Here is a 19,965-nt window from a genome sequence, read left to right on the forward strand (position 1 = left end):
AAAACTAAAACACTACAGAATGTCAGTTGCTAAAAAAGATTATAAAAGAATCACTACCAAATCATTAATTGAAATGAAAAGCAATGGAGAAAAAATCTCTATGCTTACCGCGTACGATTATACAATGGCCAAAATTGTTGATACTGCTGGTGTTGATGTGATTTTAGTGGGCGATTCTGCATCAAATGTGATGGCGGGTCACGAAACAACTTTGCCAATTACTTTAGATCAAATGATTTATCATGCTTCATCTGTAGTTCGTGCTGTCGATAGAGCTTTAGTTGTAGTAGATTTGCCTTTTGGAAGTTATCAGTCAGATCCAAAAGAAGCTTTGCGTTCTTCTATCAGAATTATGAAAGAAAGCGGTGGACATGCCGTAAAATTAGAAGGCGGAAAAGAAATTAAAGAATCAATCAAAAAAATATTAAACGCTGGAATTCCAGTTATGGGACATTTGGGTTTAACACCTCAATCTATCTATAAATTTGGAACTTACAGCGTAAGAGCAAAAGAAGACCAAGAAGCCGAAAAATTAATGGAAGACGCTAAACTTCTTGAAAAAATCGGTTGTTTTGCTATCGTTTTAGAAAAAATACCTGCTGATCTTGCTAAAAAAGTAGCTGAAAGCATTTCGATTCCTGTTATCGGGATTGGTGCCGGTGGCGGTGTTGACGGACAGGTTTTAGTAATTCATGACATGCTGGGAATGAACAATGAATTCAGTCCGCGTTTCTTGCGCCGTTATTTGAATTTATACGAATTAATGACAAAAGCAATTGGTCAATATGCTGCTGATGTGAAGTCGAGTGATTTTCCTAATGCTGGTGAACAATATTAATTTCTAGACTTTCTTAGACTTCTTAGATTTGAGACTTCTTAGATTTTTTTTAATCTTTGAAAAATCTAAGAAGTCTAAGCCTGTCTCTAAATCTTTAAATCTAGAATTATGCATCAGTTTAAAGAACTTTTAATTTGGAAAAAAAGCAGATTATTTTGTTCTAAAATTTATTCGATTACTGCAACATTTCCTAATGAAGAAAAGTTTGGAATAATTAACCAATTAAGAAGAGCATCTGTTTCAATTCCTTCAAATATAGCTGAAGGCTCATCACGAAATTCCAATAAAGATTTTGCACGTTTTTTAGAAATTGCAATCGGATCTGCATACGAAGTTGAGACACAACTTCTAATTTCATCCGACTTAGGATTTATAAATGAAAGCAACACAACTGAGTTAATTAATATGTTGGAGGAAATCACAAAAATGACTTCTCGTTTTAGAGCGACATTATTATAATTTTAAAAATCAAAATCTAAGAAATCTAAGTCAGTCTAATATCTAAGCAAGTCCAAAAAATGAAAATTCTTTCCGATAAAAACAATCTCCAAATTTTGCACGAAGACAATCACATTATAGTGGTCAATAAACGTGTAGGCGATATTGTACAGGGAGATAAAACGGGAGACAAACCTTTGTCTGATGTTGTGAAAGAATACATTAAGGCAAAATACAATAAACCAGGCGATGTTTTTCTGGGTGTAATTCATCGTTTAGATCGTCCTACAACCGGAATTGTGGTTTTTGCCAGAACAAGCAAGGCTTTATCTAGAATGAACGAATTGTTCAGCAATCGTGAAACTAAAAAAACATATTGGGCGGTTGTCAAAAACAAACCTTTGGAAGCCTCAGCCAAATTGGTTCACTATTTAAAACGAAACGAAAAAAACAATACTTCAAAAGCCCATTTAAAAGAAGTTCCAGACAGCAAACTCGCAAGCCTGGACTACAAAATAATTAAAGAGCTTCAAAATTATACGGCTTTAGAAATTAATCTTCATACAGGCCGTCATCATCAAATCAGAGCACAATTGTCGGCAATTGGTTCTCCAATAAAAGGAGATTTAAAATACGGCGCAGACAGAAGCAATCCTGATGGAGGTATTCATCTTCACGCCAGAAAACTGGTTTTTATTCATCCTGTTTCTAAAGAAAATATCATAATTACAGCACCAACTCCAGACGAAACGATTTGGAATGCGGTGTAATTTTTTATGATATAATTGTTAATTTTTTAATTATTATCGATTAACTTGCATAGTCTTAGAAACAAGCTAATCACAAAATGGACTACAAAAACGACATCGGATACAGAAAAGAAACGCTTAAAAAACTGTTATACAACATTCAAAAAAGCGAAGATTTAATTGTAAAAGCTTTGTACGATGATTTTAAAAAACCAGAATTTGAAGCTGTTTTAACCGAAACGAATTATGTTATTTCGGAATTAAAAGATACCATCAAAAACATTAATTCCTGGGCAAAGCCTAAAAACATTTTTCCCTCACTTCTTAATTTCCCTTCAACCGATTATATTTACAAAGAACCTTACGGAAAAGTTTTAGTAATTGCACCCTGGAATTATCCTTTTCAATTAGCACTTTGTCCATTAATTGCTGCTGTTGCCGCCGGAAACAGAGTTGTTTTAAAACCATCAGAACTTACACCGCACACTTCAGCGATTATTGCTAAAATCATCTCTAAAACTTTCCATGTCAAACATGTAGAAGTTTTTGAAGGAGGTGTCGAAGTATCCAATAAATTGTTGGCAAAACGCTGGGATTATATCTTTTTTACAGGAAGTGTAGCTGTAGGCAAAGTTATTGCAAAAGCCGCAGCTGAAAATCTGACTCCTGTCACTTTAGAATTAGGCGGTAAAAATCCTTGTATTATTGACGAAACCGCCAATTTAAAATTGGCAGCAAAACGAATCGTTTGGGGAAAATTCATGAATGCCGGCCAGACTTGCATTGCTCCAGATTACATTTTGATTCAGAAAAACATGAAAGTTAATTTCATCTCTTTTCTGATTGAGGAAATCTTAAAAGCATACGGAAAAAAAATAGACAAATCGCCTGATTTTGCTCGTATTATCAATACTAAAAACTGGCTTCGTCTGGACAGCATGATCGAGCGCGAAAAAGTAATTTTCGGGGGAGAAACAGACGCCGAAAAATTATACATTTCGCCTACTTTGATTGAAGAACCAGCATTAGACAGCCCAGTAATGAAAGAAGAAATTTTCGGACCAATTTTGCCTATTCTTTCTTATGAAAACGAAGCTGATATTGAAAATATAATCAACAAGTACGAAAAACCTTTAGCATTTTATGTATTTAGCGAAAACAATACTTTTGCAAAAAGACTAATCTCAAATTACTCTTTTGGAGGCGGATGCATCAACGACACGGTAATACATTTTTCCAATAAAAGACTTCCGTTTGGAGGCGTAGGACACAGCGGCATTGGCGCATATCACGGTCAGCTGAGTTTTGATATTTTTTCTCACCATAAGGCGGTAGTAAAAAAAGGAAACTGGCTCGATCTTCCTATGCGTTATGCTCCTTACAAAGATAAGTTAACTTCACTTAAACGTTTATTAGACTGGCTTTAAGCCAATAAAAAATGTCTTTGTTAATTTTATAGATTATCATATGTAATTGATTAAAAATACTATATTTACGTTTCAATATTCAACGTAAATTCAAAAAGTATAAACAATTCCATAATAAAATGAAATCTACTCTTGCCCAAATCGAAAACATAAAAAACAATGGCTATTCATTGGATTTTTCTAACGTTTTCGACCATGCCTTCGAAAATTACAAAAAAATCGCACTTTATTCAGCGCTGATCATATTTTTGCTTATCGTTATATGTGCAGTTGGTGCAGTTATAATTGTAGGTTCCATTTATGGTCTTGAAAATGTCCCTAAAATAATGGAAGAAAGCATGAAGCCTTCAAAACTGACTTTAGAGGATGCATTAATCTCAACAATAGGTGTTTCTTTTATAACGGCTTTATTTGCACCTTTTTCTGCGGGATTTTTCAAAATGGCAGATGCTGCAGACAAAGACAAAGAATTTAAAGTCGCTACAATATTTCATTACTATAAAGCACCCTATTTTGCGCAGTTATTTGTCGCTGCTTTAATTATTAGCGCTGTCAATAATGCAATTGCAAACTCGCTTGAGAGTGCAGGCTACGTATTTATAGGAGTAGGAATTTCGATTTTCATTAATTATCTAATGTACTTTGCAGTTCCTCTAATTGTATTTGGAAATCTCAATGCTTTAGATGCAATTAAGGGAAGCATCACGTTGGTTACAAAAAATCCATTATTAATTTTCGGTCTATTCATTCTCGGAATTATCGGTACTGTCGTTGGTGTAGTTGCCTGTGGCGTAGGACTGCTTTTTACATTAGTTTTTAACACATCACTGATTTATGCAACCTATTACGGAATTTTCACAATGGAACAAGAAGAAGATTCAATTGATACTATCGGCCAATCGGATTTATAATAAAATTGAATTTCTAATTTTAAAAAAATGAGCCTGACCTACTCTTTTAGAAGTTCGCAAAATGCTATTAACTAAAGCACATTCCCCAATTTTATGGTAGAAAACTACAGTTTTTATAGTGCAATGATTTCAGGAATTGCCTTCATGGGTAATAGCCTGAAATCAACTATAACAAATTGGTTTGTTTTTACTTCAGATGTCATTTTCTTCAACAATCCTAAACTTATCATATTAGGGCTTTCCTTATTTGGCTTTTTAGCCATTTTAATTTATCAATTTTTCAGAATAAAAAAAAGAATAGGTTATTTTATTCAGAAGAAAAAGGAAACCGAAACCGTTACTAAAGAATATCAGCTTTACATCCTTTTTTTTGGCATTGCTGTTATTGTCATTGAAATTATCAATGAAATTTTTAAAATAAGACCCAAAAGTTTAATTGTAACCAATGTAATAATTGGCTTCAGTGTATTATTGATTTATGTACTGACGGACAAAATCAAATACCTGAACGATCGTATTCAAAAAATATTCATTGTTTCGTTCTTTTTTTACATCATTTATGTTGGCCGAAACATAATTTATCTGCCAAATGATGTACTGCCCATTATTACTTTTTTAATGTGTTTTTTCTTTTCATACAGCATTTTAAGACCCATAAAAGTATATTGGTCCTTTGTTGCATTCGTGTTTGTTTATTTAATCGCAACTGTTGTTTTTCAATTAATTCCGGTAAAAACATCAATTCTTTTAATCGATTTCAGTATTGTTATTTTTATTGTAAATCAGGTAAAATATGCAGTTCTTCAAAACAACAAGGACAATTACAGGTTTACCAATGAAATTGTGCATAAAGGAAATTCGCTTACTATTGCAACAAATGAAAATGGAGAATTATTATTTTGCAGTGAAACCATTACTTCTATTTTAGGCTATCATCCAGATGATGTTATGGCGCTGGAATTTTGGAAACTTACCGAAGATCCAGAATTCAGCAGAGACAATTATTACAAAAACTATATTGACAACAAATTATATATCCGAAAATTAAAAAGTAAAAACGGGGAATATAAATACATTCAATGGAAAGATAAAAAATTTTCTGAGGAATTAATTATCAGTATTGGTCAAGACGTTACCGAACAAATAATAGTTCAGGACCAATATAAAAACCTGATTCAGACTGCAACCGATATTATTTTTGAAATAAGTATTGAAGGTCATTTTACTTTTATCAATGAATTTGGTTTTTCTATTTTAGGTTATACCGAAGATGAAGTGCTTTTACAGCATTATTCGAATTTTATTCATGAAGATCATATCAGCAATGCTGTAGATTTTTATGAAAATCTGGAACAAAACGAACTCAATTATCCCACAATTGAAATTCCGATTTTAAAGAAAAGCGGAGAGGAATTATGGATTTCCCAAAAAGTCATTGTCCGCAAAAATGATTTAGGAAAAACCATCGGTTTTGCTGGAATTGCCAGAGATATAACCGAATTAAAAAATGCTGAAAACGAGAAAAAAAGACGTTTAGAAAAAATTGAAGCATACAACAATTCTACTAAAAAACTTTCGACAACAAATTTCAGTGATTTCGATAATATACAAACCGTAATCGATTATATTATTAAAGAAGGTGCTGGTGTATCAAAAGCTAACAGGGTCAGCTTCTGGAAATTTTCTAATGATATTATCACGTGCAAGAATCTATTTAGTCGCGACAATCAAACTTTAAGTGATAAAAATGTTCTTGACAAAGAATCCTATCCAATTTATTTTGAAACCTTAAAAAATAAAGCCATAATAAATGCGCCTGATGTTTTTGACAAATTAGAAACATCAGAATTTCAACAAACTTATTTTACAAAAAACAAAATTAAGTCGATGCTGGATGTTCCGATTTTCTTAAACGGACAATTAGCAGGAGTTGCCTGTTTTGAAAGTACAGGTGAAAAAAGAGAATGGGATAACGAAGATATCAATTATGCCAGAACCATTGCCGATGTTATTTCGCTGGCAATTTCATCACAAATGAGACTTAAAGCCGAGAAAAAACTGGAACTGAAAAGTGATCTGCTTTCGGCAATGGCACTTTGTACAGAGAAATTCCTGCTCAGCAAAGGTCCGCAAAAAATGTTTGAAGAAACTTATAATATAATTGGAAAAGCCTCAAAAGCGGATCACATTTTTTATTATGAAAAAGATTTTGAAACCAATACAATCAGCCAGCAATATAAATGGTCGCGAGACGGTGTTATTCATCAAATAACGGAACTTCAAAAATTCACAGAAGACAATTTAAAAGAAATCATTTTTCATTCGGACAGTAAGAGAGCACTAAGCATACTTACAAAAAATCTTGAAGAAACCTTTTTTAAAAAATTATTGGTTGCAAATGATATTAAATCAATTTTGATTCTGCCATTATTTTCAGACAATGTTTTTTCTGGCTTTATTGGATTTGATGATTGCACCAAAGAAAGAAAATGGACGGATGACGAAATTTACATTTATCAAACTTTAGCCAATAATATATCATCCGCTTTAGACCGCCACCGAAATCAAGCTAAAATCAAGGAAAGTGAAGATGCTATTAAAGCCAAAGAACTTGCAGAAGCAGCAAATAAATCAAAATCTGATTTCTTAGCTAATATGTCTCATGAAATTCGGACTCCATTAAACGGAATTATCGGATTTACTCATTTATTGATGAAAACGAATCTTGAAGAAATTCAGGAAAAGTATATGACGACTATTAATCAGTCGGCGCATTCTCTGCTTGAAATTATCAATGACATTCTGGATTTCTCAAAAATTGAAGCAGGAAAACTCGAACTTTATATTGATTTATACGATCTTCAAAAAATCCTCGGACAGATTTTCGATTTAATTATCTACGAATCAAATCAAAAAAATCTGCTGCTTGAACTGAATGTTGACCCGAATGTCCCAAAATACATTTGGACAGATATTGTGCGCTTAAAGCAAATTTTAATCAATCTTTTATCAAATGCCATTAAGTTCACAAACGAAGGTTCTATAAAATTAAATGTTTCTGTTCTTGACAAAAAATACGATGATTTTTATGTTATTCGTTTCTCTGTTATTGATACCGGAATTGGAATATTAGAAAAAAATCAGAAGAAAATTTTTAAAGCTTTTTCACAGGAAGACAGCTCTACAACGAGAAAATTTGGAGGAACAGGATTAGGACTTACGATTTCAAATCAATTATTAGCTTTAATGGAAAGCCGTCTGCAGCTTAAAAGCAAAATTGACCAGGGAAGTACCTTTTATTTTGACTTAAGCCTTAAAACAAGCGAAAATACAATCAATGAAAAACTAAAAGCACTTTCAAATGGAGCTGAACCCGATTATGCGCTCAGCTACAATTCAAATTTAAGAAATGTAAATATTTTGATTGTAGAAGACAATAAAGTGAATATGCTGCTTTTAAAAACGATTCTGAAAAATCTGAACATGAATTCGATTATTTATGAATGTGAAAACGGCTACGAAGCTGTGAAACAAATCGAAAATATAAGTCCAGATCTTGTATTTATGGACATACAAATGCCTATTATGAATGGTTATGAAGCTACAAAAGCAATCAGAATTACAGAAATTGGAAAAACCATTCCTATCATAGCCGTAACGGCAGGTGCTGAAAAAGAAGAGAAAAACAAATGTATTGCCGCCGGAATGAATGATTACATCTCAAAACCTATTATTAGAGGCACTGTAGAAGAAGCATTGCGAAAATGGCTAAAATAGTTCAAAACAAAATGACTCTTATCCTCTCAAAATTGCTAAAAAATCTATAAATTCGTATTAATAAAAACATAATAAGCTTAAATAAAGTACACTATGAAATGGCAAGGCAGAAGACAAAGTGATAATGTTGAAGACAGAAGATCAATCTCTGGAGGCAAAATAGCTGTTGGAGGTGGCGTTATCGGCATCATTGTTCTGTTGCTGAATGTTTTTGGCGGCGAAACTGGCAAACAAATAGCACCAGTTTTAGAACAAATGCAGGGTGGACAGCAAACACAGACTGAAACAGCTGCTCCATTAAGCAAGGAAGATGAAGAAATGGGCAATTTCGTCAGAGTTACACTAGCTGACACTGAAGATATCTGGAGCAAAATTTTTGAAGAAAATGGCATGACCTACAAAAATCCTAAATTAGTTCTTTTTAGAGGTTCTGTACAAACAGCCTGTGGCGGTGCATCATCGGCATCTGGGCCTTTTTATTGTCCAGGCGATCAGAAAGTCTATATGGATTTGGCTTTTTTCGAAGAATTAAAAACTAGGTTTGGTGCAAAAGGAGGCGATTTTGCAATTGCCTATGTTATAGCACATGAAATTGGTCATCATATTCAGACTTTGCTGGGAACCTCAGCAAAAATGCGACAGGCACAAGAAGGAAAAAGCGAGGCTGAAGCCAATAAACTTTCTGTAGCTTTAGAACTTCAAGCCGATTTTTATGCAGGAGTTTGGGCACATTATAATCAGCAGAATTTAGATACAGGAGATATTGATGAAGCGTTAAGCGCGGCCAATGCTGTTGGTGACGATGCCATTCAAAGCAAAATGCAGGGACATGTTGTTCCTGATTCCTTTACCCACGGATCATCTGAACAAAGGATGTACTGGTTTAAAAAAGGTTTCAAAACCGGAGACATCAAACAAGGTACAACCTTTGAAGAAATTCAATAATACATAAACCAAATATAATAACCACCAAAAAAAGCACAACTTAGCAGTTGTGCTTTTTTAATTTCCAAAATAAAAATTCCAAATTCCAACTCATCAGATTTGGAATTTGGAATTTCTAAATTGGAATTTGTTTTCGGGCGAAAACAAAAAAAGCCTTGAATTTCTTCAAGGCTTTAAATCTGGGTGGCTGACCGGGTTCGAACCGGCGACCCGCGGCACCACAAACCGCTACTCTAACCAGCTGAGCTACAACCACCATTTTTGCTTAGCGAGTGCAAATATAGAACAAAGGTTCAGTTCTACAAAGAAAAAAATGAAAAATTTACAACAAATTTTCTAAGCTATTGACTGCCAAACATCTTTCAACGGTAAAACCTTCAGCAAAATCTTTCCCAACAAGCCTTCCTAAGTCCTGCGCACGGTAATTTAAGCTTTCAAAGAAGTTTTTACTTGTAATAGGCGTTGCAGGTTCCTCTGAATTTGGATCATAAAATTGGGTTTTATAGGCAGAAATTGCTTCCACTTTCTTTTTTTCGAAGCCGGTAATATCTACCACAAAATCAGGAACGATGTTTTTCCACTGAATATAATGATACACCACCTTTGGTCTCCATGCTTCTTGTTTCGCTCCGTCAATCGAAGTTTCTATTTTCATCAAACCTGATAAGAAACAAGCATCAGAAACTAATTTGCTTCCTTTTCCGTGATCAATATGGCGATCGTCAATTGCATTGCACAATACAATCTCAGGTTTATATTTTCGGATCATTTTAATAACTTCTAATTGATGCTTTTCATCATTCACAAAAAATCCGTCGCGCATTGCTAAATTTTCTCTCACAAGAACGCCTAAAATCTTTGCTGCATCTTTTGCCTCCTGATCTCTAATTTCTGCCGTTCCGCGCGTTCCTAATTCACCTCGAGTCAAATCAACAATACCTACTTTTTTCCCTAAGGAAACTTCTTTTAAAATGGTTCCTGCACAACCCAATTCTACATCGTCTGGATGTGCGCCAAAGGCTAATATGTCTAATTTCATTTGTTTTTTGTTTGTTTTGTTTCAGGTTTCAGGTTTCAGGTTTCAGGTTTCAAGTTGCCTACAGAACGTGAAACTTGAAACTTGAAACTTGAAACTATTTTTTTAAAACTCTTTTCATCGTCATTGATTTATTGACGCTTTCCTCCCATTCTTTTTCGGGATTGCTTTCTTTTGTAATACCGCAGCCCATATATAAAATGGCTTTATTATCCTGAATCTGCATGCAGCGTAAATTTACGAATAAATCAGAACTTGCCTTATTCCCCGTAAAACTGCTGTTTAATTCACCTAAAAAACCCGTATAAAAAGTTCTGTCATACTTCTCATTTTCTAAAATAAAAGCTTTTGATTTCTTTTTTGGAAGTCCGCAGACCGCAGGCGTTGGATGCAATGTATCAACAACTTCTTCCAGCGTTGAATTATCTTTTAAAACTCCAGAAATATCGGTTTTAATATGCCAAATTGATCCGGCTTTTAAACTGTAAGGCTCGGAAACAACAACCGAAGCCGTAAATTCTCTAAGTCTTTTTACAATAAAATCAGTAACAAATTGCTGTTCGTCTTTTTCTTTTTGCTGCCAGACAATTTCAGTTCCCAGATTATCTTTCTGCGTTCCTGCCAAAGCCATGGTTTCAAAAACATTTCCGTTTGCTTTTAGCAGTTTTTCTGGCGTTGCTCCCATCCAAAGCCCAATTTTTGGATGAAAAAAACAATAACAAAAAGTGGCTGGATATAATTGAACCAAATGTTGAAAAGTGTCAACAAAATTAAATTCAGACAAAAGCACTTCTTCACTTCTTGACAAAACTACTTTTTTAAATTCTTCGTTTTTAATCGCCTGAATTCCCTGCGCCACTAAATATTCATATTGAAATTTAGCTTCAGAATCAAAATTTAAATCATCAATTTCTATCGGTTCAAATGAAGTCGTTTCTTTTTCGGCAGTAATAATTTCCGATTCATTTTCAGGAATAAGAATCAGTTGCTTTTCATCAAAAGAAGCAAAAACAAATCCTTTTTCGCTATAATCTGAAACGGTATGTAATGTGTTATTTTGCTGTAAAATCCCAACAAGATCTGTTGTATTGGGTTTTGAATAAAGTACAAAAGGTAAATTTTGCTCTTTATGATTTTTAATTTTTAAGAAAAATGCATTCATAATTTACTCACTTTTCTTTCTGTCTAAAACCATGTTCGTCAATTTGCAGAGCGAAACTAAATTTCCAGCTTCATCGGTAATTTTGATTTCCCACAAATGAATACTTCTTCCTTTATGAATAATTCTGGCCGTCCCAAAAACATAGCCTTCACGAATACTTTTTAAGTGATTTGCCGAAATTTCGATTCCTCTTACCTCCTGTTCTTTTGGATCAATAAAAAAGAAAGAAGCTGCGCTCCCAACACTTTCTGCCAAAGCAACAGAAGCTCCGCCGTGCAAAAGTCCCATTGGCTGATGAACACTTGGATTTACAGGCATTTTTGCCGTTAAAAAATCTTCTCCAGCGTCGATATATTCAATTTTCAGCGTTTCCATTAATGTGTTTTTAGAAAACTCATTGCATCGTGCTAAAATCTGCTCTTTTGTATAATTCATTCAAGTAAACTTTAAAATCGTAAAATTAAAGAAAGATAAGACACAAATCGAAAAATCGGATTCTAAAATTAAAAATCATTTATGAACTTGTCAGTTTTTTGCTATTTTTACAAAAACAATCAAATATTAATCTTTGGCTTTTTTTTGCCACTGATTACACAGATTAAAAGGATTTTGAAATACTTTGTATTAAATTTTTCCGTCACGACTCGAGCGATAGCGAATAGGCGAAGCAATTCACGAATTTTTCTAATTTAAAAAATAAAAAATTTGCGAATTCGTGGCGAAAAAAATCATTTTAATCCCTTTAATCTGTGGCTAAAAAACTATTTAAATGCGTCAATACTTTACAATCTTTGCTCTGGGTATAATTCTAGCTTTCAGTTCCTGCCGAACTGATTTTGACACTGTTGCCAGCACCGGAGATTTAAAATTTTCAAAAGACACAGTTTATTTAGATACTGTTTTTAAAAACATTGGTTCAAGCACTTATCAATTAAAAGTATATAACCGAAGTAAAAATGATATTTCGATTCCTGTTGTACAATTCAAAAAAGGCCTAAGTTCAAAATACCGAATGACCGTTGACGGAATGACTGGTACGAACGGTAAAATTTTTAAAGATGTAACACTTTTGGCAAAAGACAGTTTGTATATTTTTATAGAAACAACAGCCGATATTACAGATGCAAATCCAACCGATTTTTTATATACCGATGAAATTCAGTTTGACAGCGGTGAAAACCTCCAGCAAGTTGCTTTAGTGACTTTGATTCAGGATGCTGTTTTTTTATATCCGAATCAAAATCCTGACGGAACCAAAGAAAAAATCAAGATTGACGGCAAAGATGTTGACGGATTTTATCTAAACGAAAATGATCCTGTAAACGGAAATGAATTCATTTTTACCAAACAAAAACCTTATGTCATTTATGGCTACGCAGGAGTGCCAGAAAACAAAACAGTAACTTTTGAAGCGGGAGCACGAGTGCACTTTCACACTAATTCAGGTTTATATGTTGGCAATAAAGCATCTTTACAAATCAATGGAGCAAAATCGACAACAGAAAAACTCGAAAATGAAGTTATTTTTGAAGGGGATCGCTTAGAATCTCTTTATTCTGATATTCCGGGACAATGGAAATCGGTAATTCTTGAAAATGGGAGCAATAATCTTTCGATTAAAAATTTAACTTTAAAAAATGCAGTTGCCGGATTAGACATCAGAAATTCTTCTAATACAATTCAAATTAAAAACACTCAAATTTACAATTGCGCCGAATATGGAATTTTAGCTCAAAATGCACGAATTAATGGCGAAAATCTAGTTATTAATTATGCTGGCTTAATCAGTTTATCGTGTGTTTATGGTGGGAATTATGTTTTTACACATTCTACTTTTAATAACAATTGGCAAAGCAGTTCACAATTTGCAGTTAATCTGAGCAATAGTTTGGCAGGCAAAACGCCAGAAACGAATCCGCTAACCCAGGCAACTTTCAACAACTGCATAATTTACGGTTCAAATACAACTGAATTTAACTTGAATAAAAACACCAACGCAGCTTTTGTTTATCAATTGAATAATTGTCTTTTAAAATTCAGCGGCTCAACAACAAATCCTGATTATCAATTTAAAACTGATACCCAACATTATAACAATATCATTCTAAATGAAAATCCGAAGTTTTATAATGTTAATCAGAATAAATTTAATATCGATAAAACTTCTCCCGCTTTCGCGAAAGGGAATCAGGCCTATATAATTCCGCTGGATATTTTAGGAATTACAAGAACTTCTCCGCCGGATTTGGGTGCTTATCAGAGCCAGGATTTCCCGAAGTAATTTTTTTGTCATCTAGACAGGAAGTTTTTTATTTTTAAAATTCATACATCGTGGTTTTTGTCATTTCGAGGAACGAGAACACGAGCGTTAGCGAATTGGCGAAGCAATCTCCACAAGTAACTCCGTATAGAATTTCCAATCTTTGTCGAGCTTCTCGCGGAGATTTCTCGTTCCTCGAAATGACAAACAGTACGTAATATCTTTATTTCCTGCAAAAAAGCTTCACATCTTAAAGTCTTCGTGGCAACAAAACAACTCGTAAGAAAATATACCTCAAAATTAAACATCTCTTAACGCAATGCATTCATAAAAGTAGTAGATTTGCTACAATACAATTTTAAATTTCTAAAAACCAGACTCTTAAAAAGTATTTATCAACCAAATCTTATCCAAACTACTATGAAAAAAAACTACTTTTTACTATTATTATTCGTAACTGCAATTGGTTTTTCTCAAATTCCTTCTGGTTACTACAATACCGCAACCGGAACGGGTTATACTTTAAAAACGCAATTGTACAATATTATCAAAGGTCATACTGATAATGGTTATGCAGGTTTATACACAACGTATCAAACTTCTGATGTTGACAATTTTTACGAGAATGATGGAACTGTTTTAGATATGTATTCTGAAAATCCATCAGGAACAGACCCTTACAATTACAGCACCGGAAGCACGCAACGATGCGGTAATTATTCAGTTGAGGGTGATTGTTACAACAGGGAGCATATTATTCCGCAGTCGGTTTTTAATGAACAATCTCCTATGGTTTCCGATGCGCATTTTATCACTCCAACTGATGGAAAAGTAAACGGGATGCGTTCCAATTATCCGCACGGAACTGTAAGCTCTGCAACATATACTTCTCAAAATGGAGGGAAATTAGGATCAAGTTCTGTATCTGGATATTCAGGAACCGTTTTTGAACCTATCAATGATTTTAAAGGAGATATTGCCCGAATGTACTTTTATTTTGCAACTCGATACGAAAATACTGTTGCGGGATATTCATATGCAATGTTTGACGGTTCAAGCAATAAAGTTTTTACAACCGCTTTTTTAAATATGCTTTTGGCCTGGAATGCACAAGATCCTGTAAGTGCGAGAGAAATTGCAAGAAACAATGCGATTTATGCACGTCAAAACAATAGAAATCCCTTTATTGATCATCCGGAATATGTAAATCAAATTTGGGGAGGAACTCCTTCTGGCGATACTCAGGCACCAACTACTCCAACGAGTTTGGCTTCGACCTCAAAAACTGCGACATCAATTTCACTTTCATGGACTGCATCTACAGACAATGTAGCTGTGACGGGTTATGACGTTTATGCTAACAGTGTTTTAAAAACAAGTGTTTCTGGCGTTACAGCAACAATTACGGGTTTAACGGCTTCTACAGCATATTCTATTTATGTAAAAGCAAAAGATGCTGCAGGAAATGCATCCGCTTCAAGCAATACCATTTCAGTTACAACCAACAGCAGCGGCACTGGAACTGCAACAGATTTGCTTTTCTCTGAATACATTGAAGGCTCTGGAAACAATAAAGCTTTAGAAATTGCCAACAATACCGGAAGTTCTGTTAGTTTGTCGGCTTACACTATAAAAAAACAAACCAATGGCGCAGGTTCATGGAGCACTGGTTTAGCTTTAAGTGGCACATTGACAACTGGAAGTAAATTTGTAATTGTAAACAGTTCCATTTCATCAACTTGTTTTTCTCCAAGTGCAGCCAACATTTCAACAACAGCTACTGAATTGACTTTTAATGGAAATGATGCTGTAGGTTTATTTAAAAATGGGGTTTTGATTGACATTATCGGGACTTTTAATGGCGGAACAGCCAATTTTGCAATTGATGTTACTTTAAGGAGAAAATCAACGGTAACTTCTCCAAGTACTACTTTCAATTTAAGTGCTCAATGGGATTCGTTTACAACTGATACTTGTAATAATTTAGCAAGCAAAAAAGCATTACCTGTAGAAAACGAAGAAATTATTGAAACTTCAGAGGAAATCCTGATTTATCCAAATCCTTCTGATGGAAATTTCAATGTTGGACTAAATGATTTTTCAGTTCCTTATTCTATAGAAATAATTTCGTTTTCGGGTCAAAAAGTTTTCGAAAAGCAAAACACAACTTCTTCTAAAATTTCTGTACAAAATTTGTCGGCTGGAATCTACTTTATTAAAATTACCAAAGGAGAAAAAATAGCTTTCAAAAGAATAATTATCAATTAAAAATACTTTTTCATACACTAAAAAGCGGCTAATTGCCGCTTTTTTTATCTCGACAAGACATTTTTTATAAAAATTGTTCTTCTAATCTATTTCGAGGCTTCGTAAATTTTGCAAACTCTTTTTTGTGCAGCTACTAAAAATCTAAAGTTTAATTTTTAATTTTTTCCTTTCTAAAAGTTTAATAATACAGAATATATCAAAAAAGAAATTTTAATAAATCATTAAATTTCACGAGAGAACGAAACGTATTGATTTTGCGTCTTTTTGGTAGAAAAAATGCAAGAAAAAAGCAATTTCATTTTTTTTGAAAAGAGATCGTTTTCAAATTTGCGCTTACTATTTATTTACATTAAATTTGCAGCTCAATACAACAAACTACACAAATGATCCATTTCTTTGAAAACCAAAGCAAAACTGTTTTTGCCGTACAGACGCAAAACGAAATTTCAGCTCAAGACATTTCAAAATTAAACTGGCTTTTTGCCGACTCTAATAAGATCGAGAAATCCGCACTGACGGGTTTTTTTGTTGGTCCACGTGCCACTATGATCACACCTTGGAGTACAAATGCTGTAGAAATCACTCAAAATATGGGTGTTCCGGGCATTATCAGAATTGAAGAATTTCATCCAGCAACGGAAGATTTTACTGATTTTGATCCGATGCTTTTCCAAAAATTCAATGAATTAGATCAGGAGATTTTCACGATTAACATTCAGCCAGAACCAATTCTGGAAATTGATGATATTGCTGCTTACAACAAAGTGGAAGGTTTGGCTTTAAGCGAAGAAGAAGTAGAATACTTAAATAATCTTGCAGCTAAATTAGGAAGAAAACTAACTGATTCTGAGATTTTTGCTTTCTCTCAGGCCAATTCAGAGCACTGCCGTCATAAAATCTTTAACGGAACTTTTGTGATTGACGGTGAAGAAAAAGAAACTTCTCTTTTCAAATTAATCAAAAAAACATCTCAGGAAAATCCTAACGATATCGTATCTGCTTACAAAGACAATGTTGCTTTTGTAAAAGGACCAAAAGTGCAGCAATTTGCACCAAAATCGGCAGACAAACCTGATTTTTACGAAATAAAAGAATTCGACTCTGTTTTATCTTTAAAAGCAGAAACACACAATTTCCCAACAACTGTTGAGCCTTTCAATGGAGCTGCAACAGGTTCTGGAGGAGAAATTCGTGACCGTTTAGCGGGTGGACAAGGTTCATTGCCATTAGCGGGAACTGCCGTTTACATGACTTCGTATTCTCGTTTGAACAACGACAGAAAATGGGAAAATGCAGTTGAAGAAAGAAAATGGCTGTACCAAACGCCAATGGATATTTTGATCAAAGCTTCAAACGGAGCTTCTGATTTTGGGAATAAATTCGGGCAACCACTTATTACAGGTTCGGTTTTGACTTTCGAACATTCAGAAAACGACCGTAAAATTGGTTACGACAAAGTAATCATGCAAGCGGGCGGAATTGGTTACGGAAAATTAAATCAAGCAATTAAACATAAACCACAAGAAGGCGATAAAATCGTAATTCTTGGAGGAGAAAATTATAGAATCGGAATGGGCGGAGCTGCAGTTTCTTCTGCAGATACTGGAGCTTTCGGTTCAGGAATTGAGTTAAATGCGATTCAGCGTTCCAATCCTGAAATGCAAAAACGTGCAGCAAACGCGATTCGTGGTTTGGTAGAAAGCGACAATAATCCAATTGTTTCTATTCACGATCACGGAGCAGGTGGACACTTAAACTGTCTTTCGGAATTGGTGGAAGAAACTGGAGGTTTAATCGATTTAGATAAATTACCGGTTGGAGATCCTACGCTTTCTGCAAAAGAAATTATCGGTAACGAATCTCAAGAAAGAATGGGATTGGTTATTGGTCAAAAAGATATTGATACGTTGCAAAGAATTGCTGACAGAGAGCGTTCACCAATGTATCAGGTTGGAGATGTAACGGGAGATCACCGTTTTACTTTTCAATCAAAATCAAATGGTTCAAAACCGATGGATTATGCTTTAGAAGATTTCTTCGGAAGTTCTCCAAAAACGGTTATGACTGACAAAACTATCGACAGAAAATATGCGGATGTTGCTTACAATGCTGCAGATTTCGAAAGTTATTTAAAAGACGTTTTACGTTTAGAAGCTGTTGCTTCAAAAGACTGGTTAACGAATAAAGTGGACCGTTGTGTTGGAGGAAAAGTAGCTAAACAACAAAATGCAGGTCCGTTACAATTGCCATTGAATAACGTCGGCGTTATGGCTTTGGATTATTTAGGAAAAGAAGGAATTGCAACCTCTATTGGGCACGCTCCCATTGCTGCTTTGATTGATCCGGTTGCAGGAAGTAGAAACGCTATCGCAGAATCTTTATCAAACATTGTTTGGGCGCCAATTAAAGATGGTTTAAAAGGTATTTCATTATCTGCAAACTGGATGTGGGCTTGTAAAAACGAAGGTGAAGACGCTCGTTTGTACGCTGCTGTTGAAGGCTGTTCAGAATTTGCAATCGAATTGGGAATCAATATTCCGACAGGAAAAGATTCACTTTCGATGAAACAAAAATATCCAAACGACGAAGTAATCGCACCAGGAACGGTTATTATTTCGGCTGGAGGAAACTGTACGGATATTAGAAAAGTAGTGGAACCCGTTTTACAGAAAAACGGAGATTCTATTTATTATATCAATTTGTCTCAGGATGATTTCAAACTTGGAGGTTCTTCTTTTGCACAAATTAGAAACACAATCGGAAACGAAACTTCTACTATAAAAGAGGCGAAGTTCTTCAAAAATGCTTTTAACACGATTCAGGAATTAATCGGCGAAAGCCAAATTTTAGCGGGTCACGATATCGGAAGCGGTGGTTTAATTACTACTTTATTAGAATTGTGTTTTGCTGATGTGAATCTTGGTGCTAAAATTGATTTCAGCGCTTTCGCGGAAAAAGACTTGTTGAAAATCCTTTTCGCTGAAAACATCGGAATTGTTTTCCAGGCAAAATCAGATGCAGCTGTTGAAGCGAAATTAAATGCAAACAACATCGAATTTTTCAAATTAGGAACAGTTCAAAACAAAGCAAGTTTGGAATTTGGAATTTATAATTTGGATATTGCGAAGTATAGAGATATTTGGTTCGAAACTTCTTATTTATTAGATCAAAAACAATCTAAAAACGGAAGAGCTCAGGCACGTTTTGAAAACTATAAAAATCAGGTTTTAAATTATACTTTCCCTGCACATTTTACAGGAAAGAAACCAGAAATCGACAATTCTAAACCAAGACCAAAAGCAGCTATTATTCGTGAAAAAGGAAGTAATTCTGAGCGCGAAATGGCAAATGCTATGTACTTAGCAGGTTTTGATGTAAAAGACGTTCACATGACCGATTTAATTTCGGGTCGTGAAACTCTTGAAGATATTCAGTTTATCGGTGCAGTTGGAGGATTCTCTAACTCAGATGTTTTAGGTTCTGCTAAAGGTTGGGCTGGAGCTTTCTTATACAACGAAAAAGCAAAAACAGCTTTGGATAAATTCTTCAAAAGAGAAGATACTTTATCTGTTGGAATCTGTAACGGATGTCAGTTGTTTATGGAATTGGAAGTGATTAATCCAGAGCATGAAGTTCATGGAAAAATGCTTCATAATGAAAGTAACAAACACGAAAGTATCTTTACTTCTGTAAAAGTTCAGGAAAACAATTCGGTTATGTTATCGACATTGGCTGGAAGCACTTTAGGAGTTTGGGTTTCTCACGGAGAAGGAAAATTCAAATTACCTCTTGCTGAAGAAAACTACAACATTGTTTCTAAATATGCTTACGAAGGTTATCCAGCAAATCCTAACGGTTCTGATTACAACACCGCTATGATGTGTGACAAAACAGGAAGACATTTGGTGATGATGCCTCACATTGAGCGTTCGACTTTCCAATGGAACTGGGCATATTATCCAAAAGATAGAAATGACGAGGTTTCACCTTGGCACGAAGCTTTTGTTAATGCCAGAAAATGGATTGAGAAAAACTAAGAAATATATTTTTACTAAAAGCGCCCGATAAATTCGGGCGCTTTTTTTTTGCCACGAATTTCGCTAATTTTCACTAATTTTTAGTTTTCACAAAAAACAATACCACAAACCAATTCG

General features: G+C 34.4%; 13 protein-coding genes and 1 tRNA gene. 10 read left to right on the forward strand and 4 right to left on the reverse strand.

The annotated features are described in order from the left end of the window. Positions 1–19: 19 nt before the first annotated feature. The 7 genes from panB (at position 20) to GKZ88_RS08035 (ending at position 9,085) form a co-directional block, all read left to right on the forward strand. Positions 20–838, forward strand: a complete 819-nt coding sequence (panB, locus tag GKZ88_RS08005; protein WP_155101860.1) for a 3-methyl-2-oxobutanoate hydroxymethyltransferase — start codon at positions 20–22, stop codon at positions 836–838. 108 nt (positions 839–946) lie between these two features. Further along, a complete protein-coding gene (locus GKZ88_RS08010) occupies positions 947–1,297 on the forward strand; it encodes a four helix bundle protein (protein WP_155101861.1) in 351 nt (116 codons plus the stop codon). Between the two features lie 59 nt (positions 1,298–1,356). Beyond that, positions 1,357–2,046, forward strand: a complete 690-nt coding sequence (locus GKZ88_RS08015) for an RNA pseudouridine synthase (protein ID WP_155101862.1) — start codon at positions 1,357–1,359, stop codon at positions 2,044–2,046. Between the two features lie 77 nt (positions 2,047–2,123). Further along, positions 2,124–3,452 (forward strand): aldehyde dehydrogenase, encoded by a 1,329-nt coding sequence (locus GKZ88_RS08020; protein ID WP_155101863.1) that lies wholly within the window; start codon positions 2,124–2,126, stop codon positions 3,450–3,452. 119 nt (positions 3,453–3,571) lie between these two features. After that, a complete protein-coding gene (locus GKZ88_RS08025) occupies positions 3,572–4,363 on the forward strand; it encodes a hypothetical protein (RefSeq protein WP_155101864.1) in 792 nt (263 codons plus the stop codon). A gap of 93 nt (positions 4,364–4,456) precedes the next feature. After that, the gene (locus GKZ88_RS08030) at positions 4,457–8,140 is read left to right on the forward strand and encodes a response regulator (RefSeq protein WP_155101865.1); all 3,684 of its coding nucleotides are present in this window, start codon (positions 4,457–4,459) and stop codon (positions 8,138–8,140) included. Between the two features lie 93 nt (positions 8,141–8,233). Continuing rightward, a complete protein-coding gene (locus GKZ88_RS08035; protein ID WP_155101866.1) occupies positions 8,234–9,085 on the forward strand; it encodes a neutral zinc metallopeptidase in 852 nt (283 codons plus the stop codon). A gap of 182 nt (positions 9,086–9,267) precedes the next feature. Here GKZ88_RS08035 and GKZ88_RS08040 read toward each other — a convergent pair. The 4 genes from GKZ88_RS08040 to GKZ88_RS08055 all read right to left on the reverse strand — a co-directional run bounded on the left by GKZ88_RS08040 (position 9,268) and on the right by GKZ88_RS08055 (position 11,718). Further along, positions 9,268–9,341 (reverse strand) — tRNA-His (locus tag GKZ88_RS08040). Between the two features lie 66 nt (positions 9,342–9,407). Continuing rightward, complete coding sequence (bshB1, locus tag GKZ88_RS08045) at positions 9,408–10,124, reverse strand: bacillithiol biosynthesis deacetylase BshB1 (RefSeq protein ID WP_155101867.1); 717 nt, start codon at positions 10,122–10,124, stop codon at positions 9,408–9,410. Between the two features lie 94 nt (positions 10,125–10,218). Then, positions 10,219–11,283 carry a chorismate-binding protein gene (locus GKZ88_RS08050; RefSeq protein WP_155101868.1) on the reverse strand — a complete coding sequence of 355 codons (1,065 nt, stop codon included), beginning with the start codon at positions 11,281–11,283 and terminating at the stop codon, positions 10,219–10,221. Between the two features lie 3 nt (positions 11,284–11,286). Further along, positions 11,287–11,718: a PaaI family thioesterase gene (locus GKZ88_RS08055; protein WP_155101869.1), complete on the reverse strand. Its 432-nt coding sequence runs from the start codon at positions 11,716–11,718 to the stop codon at positions 11,287–11,289. A gap of 334 nt (positions 11,719–12,052) precedes the next feature. Here GKZ88_RS08055 and GKZ88_RS08060 point away from each other — a divergent pair, with 334 nt between their 5' ends. The 3 genes from GKZ88_RS08060 to purL all read left to right on the forward strand — a co-directional run bounded on the left by GKZ88_RS08060 (position 12,053) and on the right by purL (position 19,848). Next, positions 12,053–13,564 carry a hypothetical protein gene (locus GKZ88_RS08060; protein WP_155101870.1) on the forward strand — a complete coding sequence of 504 codons (1,512 nt, stop codon included), beginning with the start codon at positions 12,053–12,055 and terminating at the stop codon, positions 13,562–13,564. Between the two features lie 399 nt (positions 13,565–13,963). Next, positions 13,964–15,811 (forward strand): endonuclease, encoded by a 1,848-nt coding sequence (locus GKZ88_RS08065; protein ID WP_155101871.1) that lies wholly within the window; start codon positions 13,964–13,966, stop codon positions 15,809–15,811. Positions 15,812–16,194: 383 nt separating this feature from the next. After that, entirely contained in the window at positions 16,195–19,848 is a 3,654-nt protein-coding gene (gene purL / locus GKZ88_RS08070) for a phosphoribosylformylglycinamidine synthase (RefSeq protein WP_155101872.1), read from the forward strand. Positions 19,849–19,965: the final 117 nt, after the last annotated feature.

This window comes from Flavobacterium sp. LC2016-01, from assembly GCF_009711135.1.
Classification (GTDB): Bacteria; Bacteroidota; Bacteroidia; order Flavobacteriales; family Flavobacteriaceae; genus Flavobacterium.

Coding starts and splice junctions, on each gene's coding strand:
- panB (WP_155101860.1), top strand. CDS start 20: ATGTCAGTTGCTAAAAAAGATTATAAAAGAATCACTACCAAATCATTA.
- GKZ88_RS08010 (WP_155101861.1), top strand. CDS start 947: ATGCATCAGTTTAAAGAACTTTTAATTTGGAAAAAAAGCAGATTATTT.
- GKZ88_RS08015 (WP_155101862.1), top strand. CDS start 1,357: ATGAAAATTCTTTCCGATAAAAACAATCTCCAAATTTTGCACGAAGAC.
- GKZ88_RS08020 (WP_155101863.1), top strand. CDS start 2,124: ATGGACTACAAAAACGACATCGGATACAGAAAAGAAACGCTTAAAAAA.
- GKZ88_RS08025 (WP_155101864.1), top strand. CDS start 3,572: ATGAAATCTACTCTTGCCCAAATCGAAAACATAAAAAACAATGGCTAT.
- GKZ88_RS08030 (WP_155101865.1), top strand. CDS start 4,457: ATGGTAGAAAACTACAGTTTTTATAGTGCAATGATTTCAGGAATTGCC.
- GKZ88_RS08035 (WP_155101866.1), top strand. CDS start 8,234: ATGAAATGGCAAGGCAGAAGACAAAGTGATAATGTTGAAGACAGAAGA.
- bshB1 (WP_155101867.1), bottom strand. CDS start 10,124: ATGAAATTAGACATATTAGCCTTTGGCGCACATCCAGACGATGTAGAA.
- GKZ88_RS08050 (WP_155101868.1), bottom strand. CDS start 11,283: ATGAATGCATTTTTCTTAAAAATTAAAAATCATAAAGAGCAAAATTTA.
- GKZ88_RS08055 (WP_155101869.1), bottom strand. CDS start 11,718: ATGAATTATACAAAAGAGCAGATTTTAGCACGATGCAATGAGTTTTCT.
- GKZ88_RS08060 (WP_155101870.1), top strand. CDS start 12,053: ATGCGTCAATACTTTACAATCTTTGCTCTGGGTATAATTCTAGCTTTC.
- GKZ88_RS08065 (WP_155101871.1), top strand. CDS start 13,964: ATGAAAAAAAACTACTTTTTACTATTATTATTCGTAACTGCAATTGGT.
- purL (WP_155101872.1), top strand. CDS start 16,195: ATGATCCATTTCTTTGAAAACCAAAGCAAAACTGTTTTTGCCGTACAG.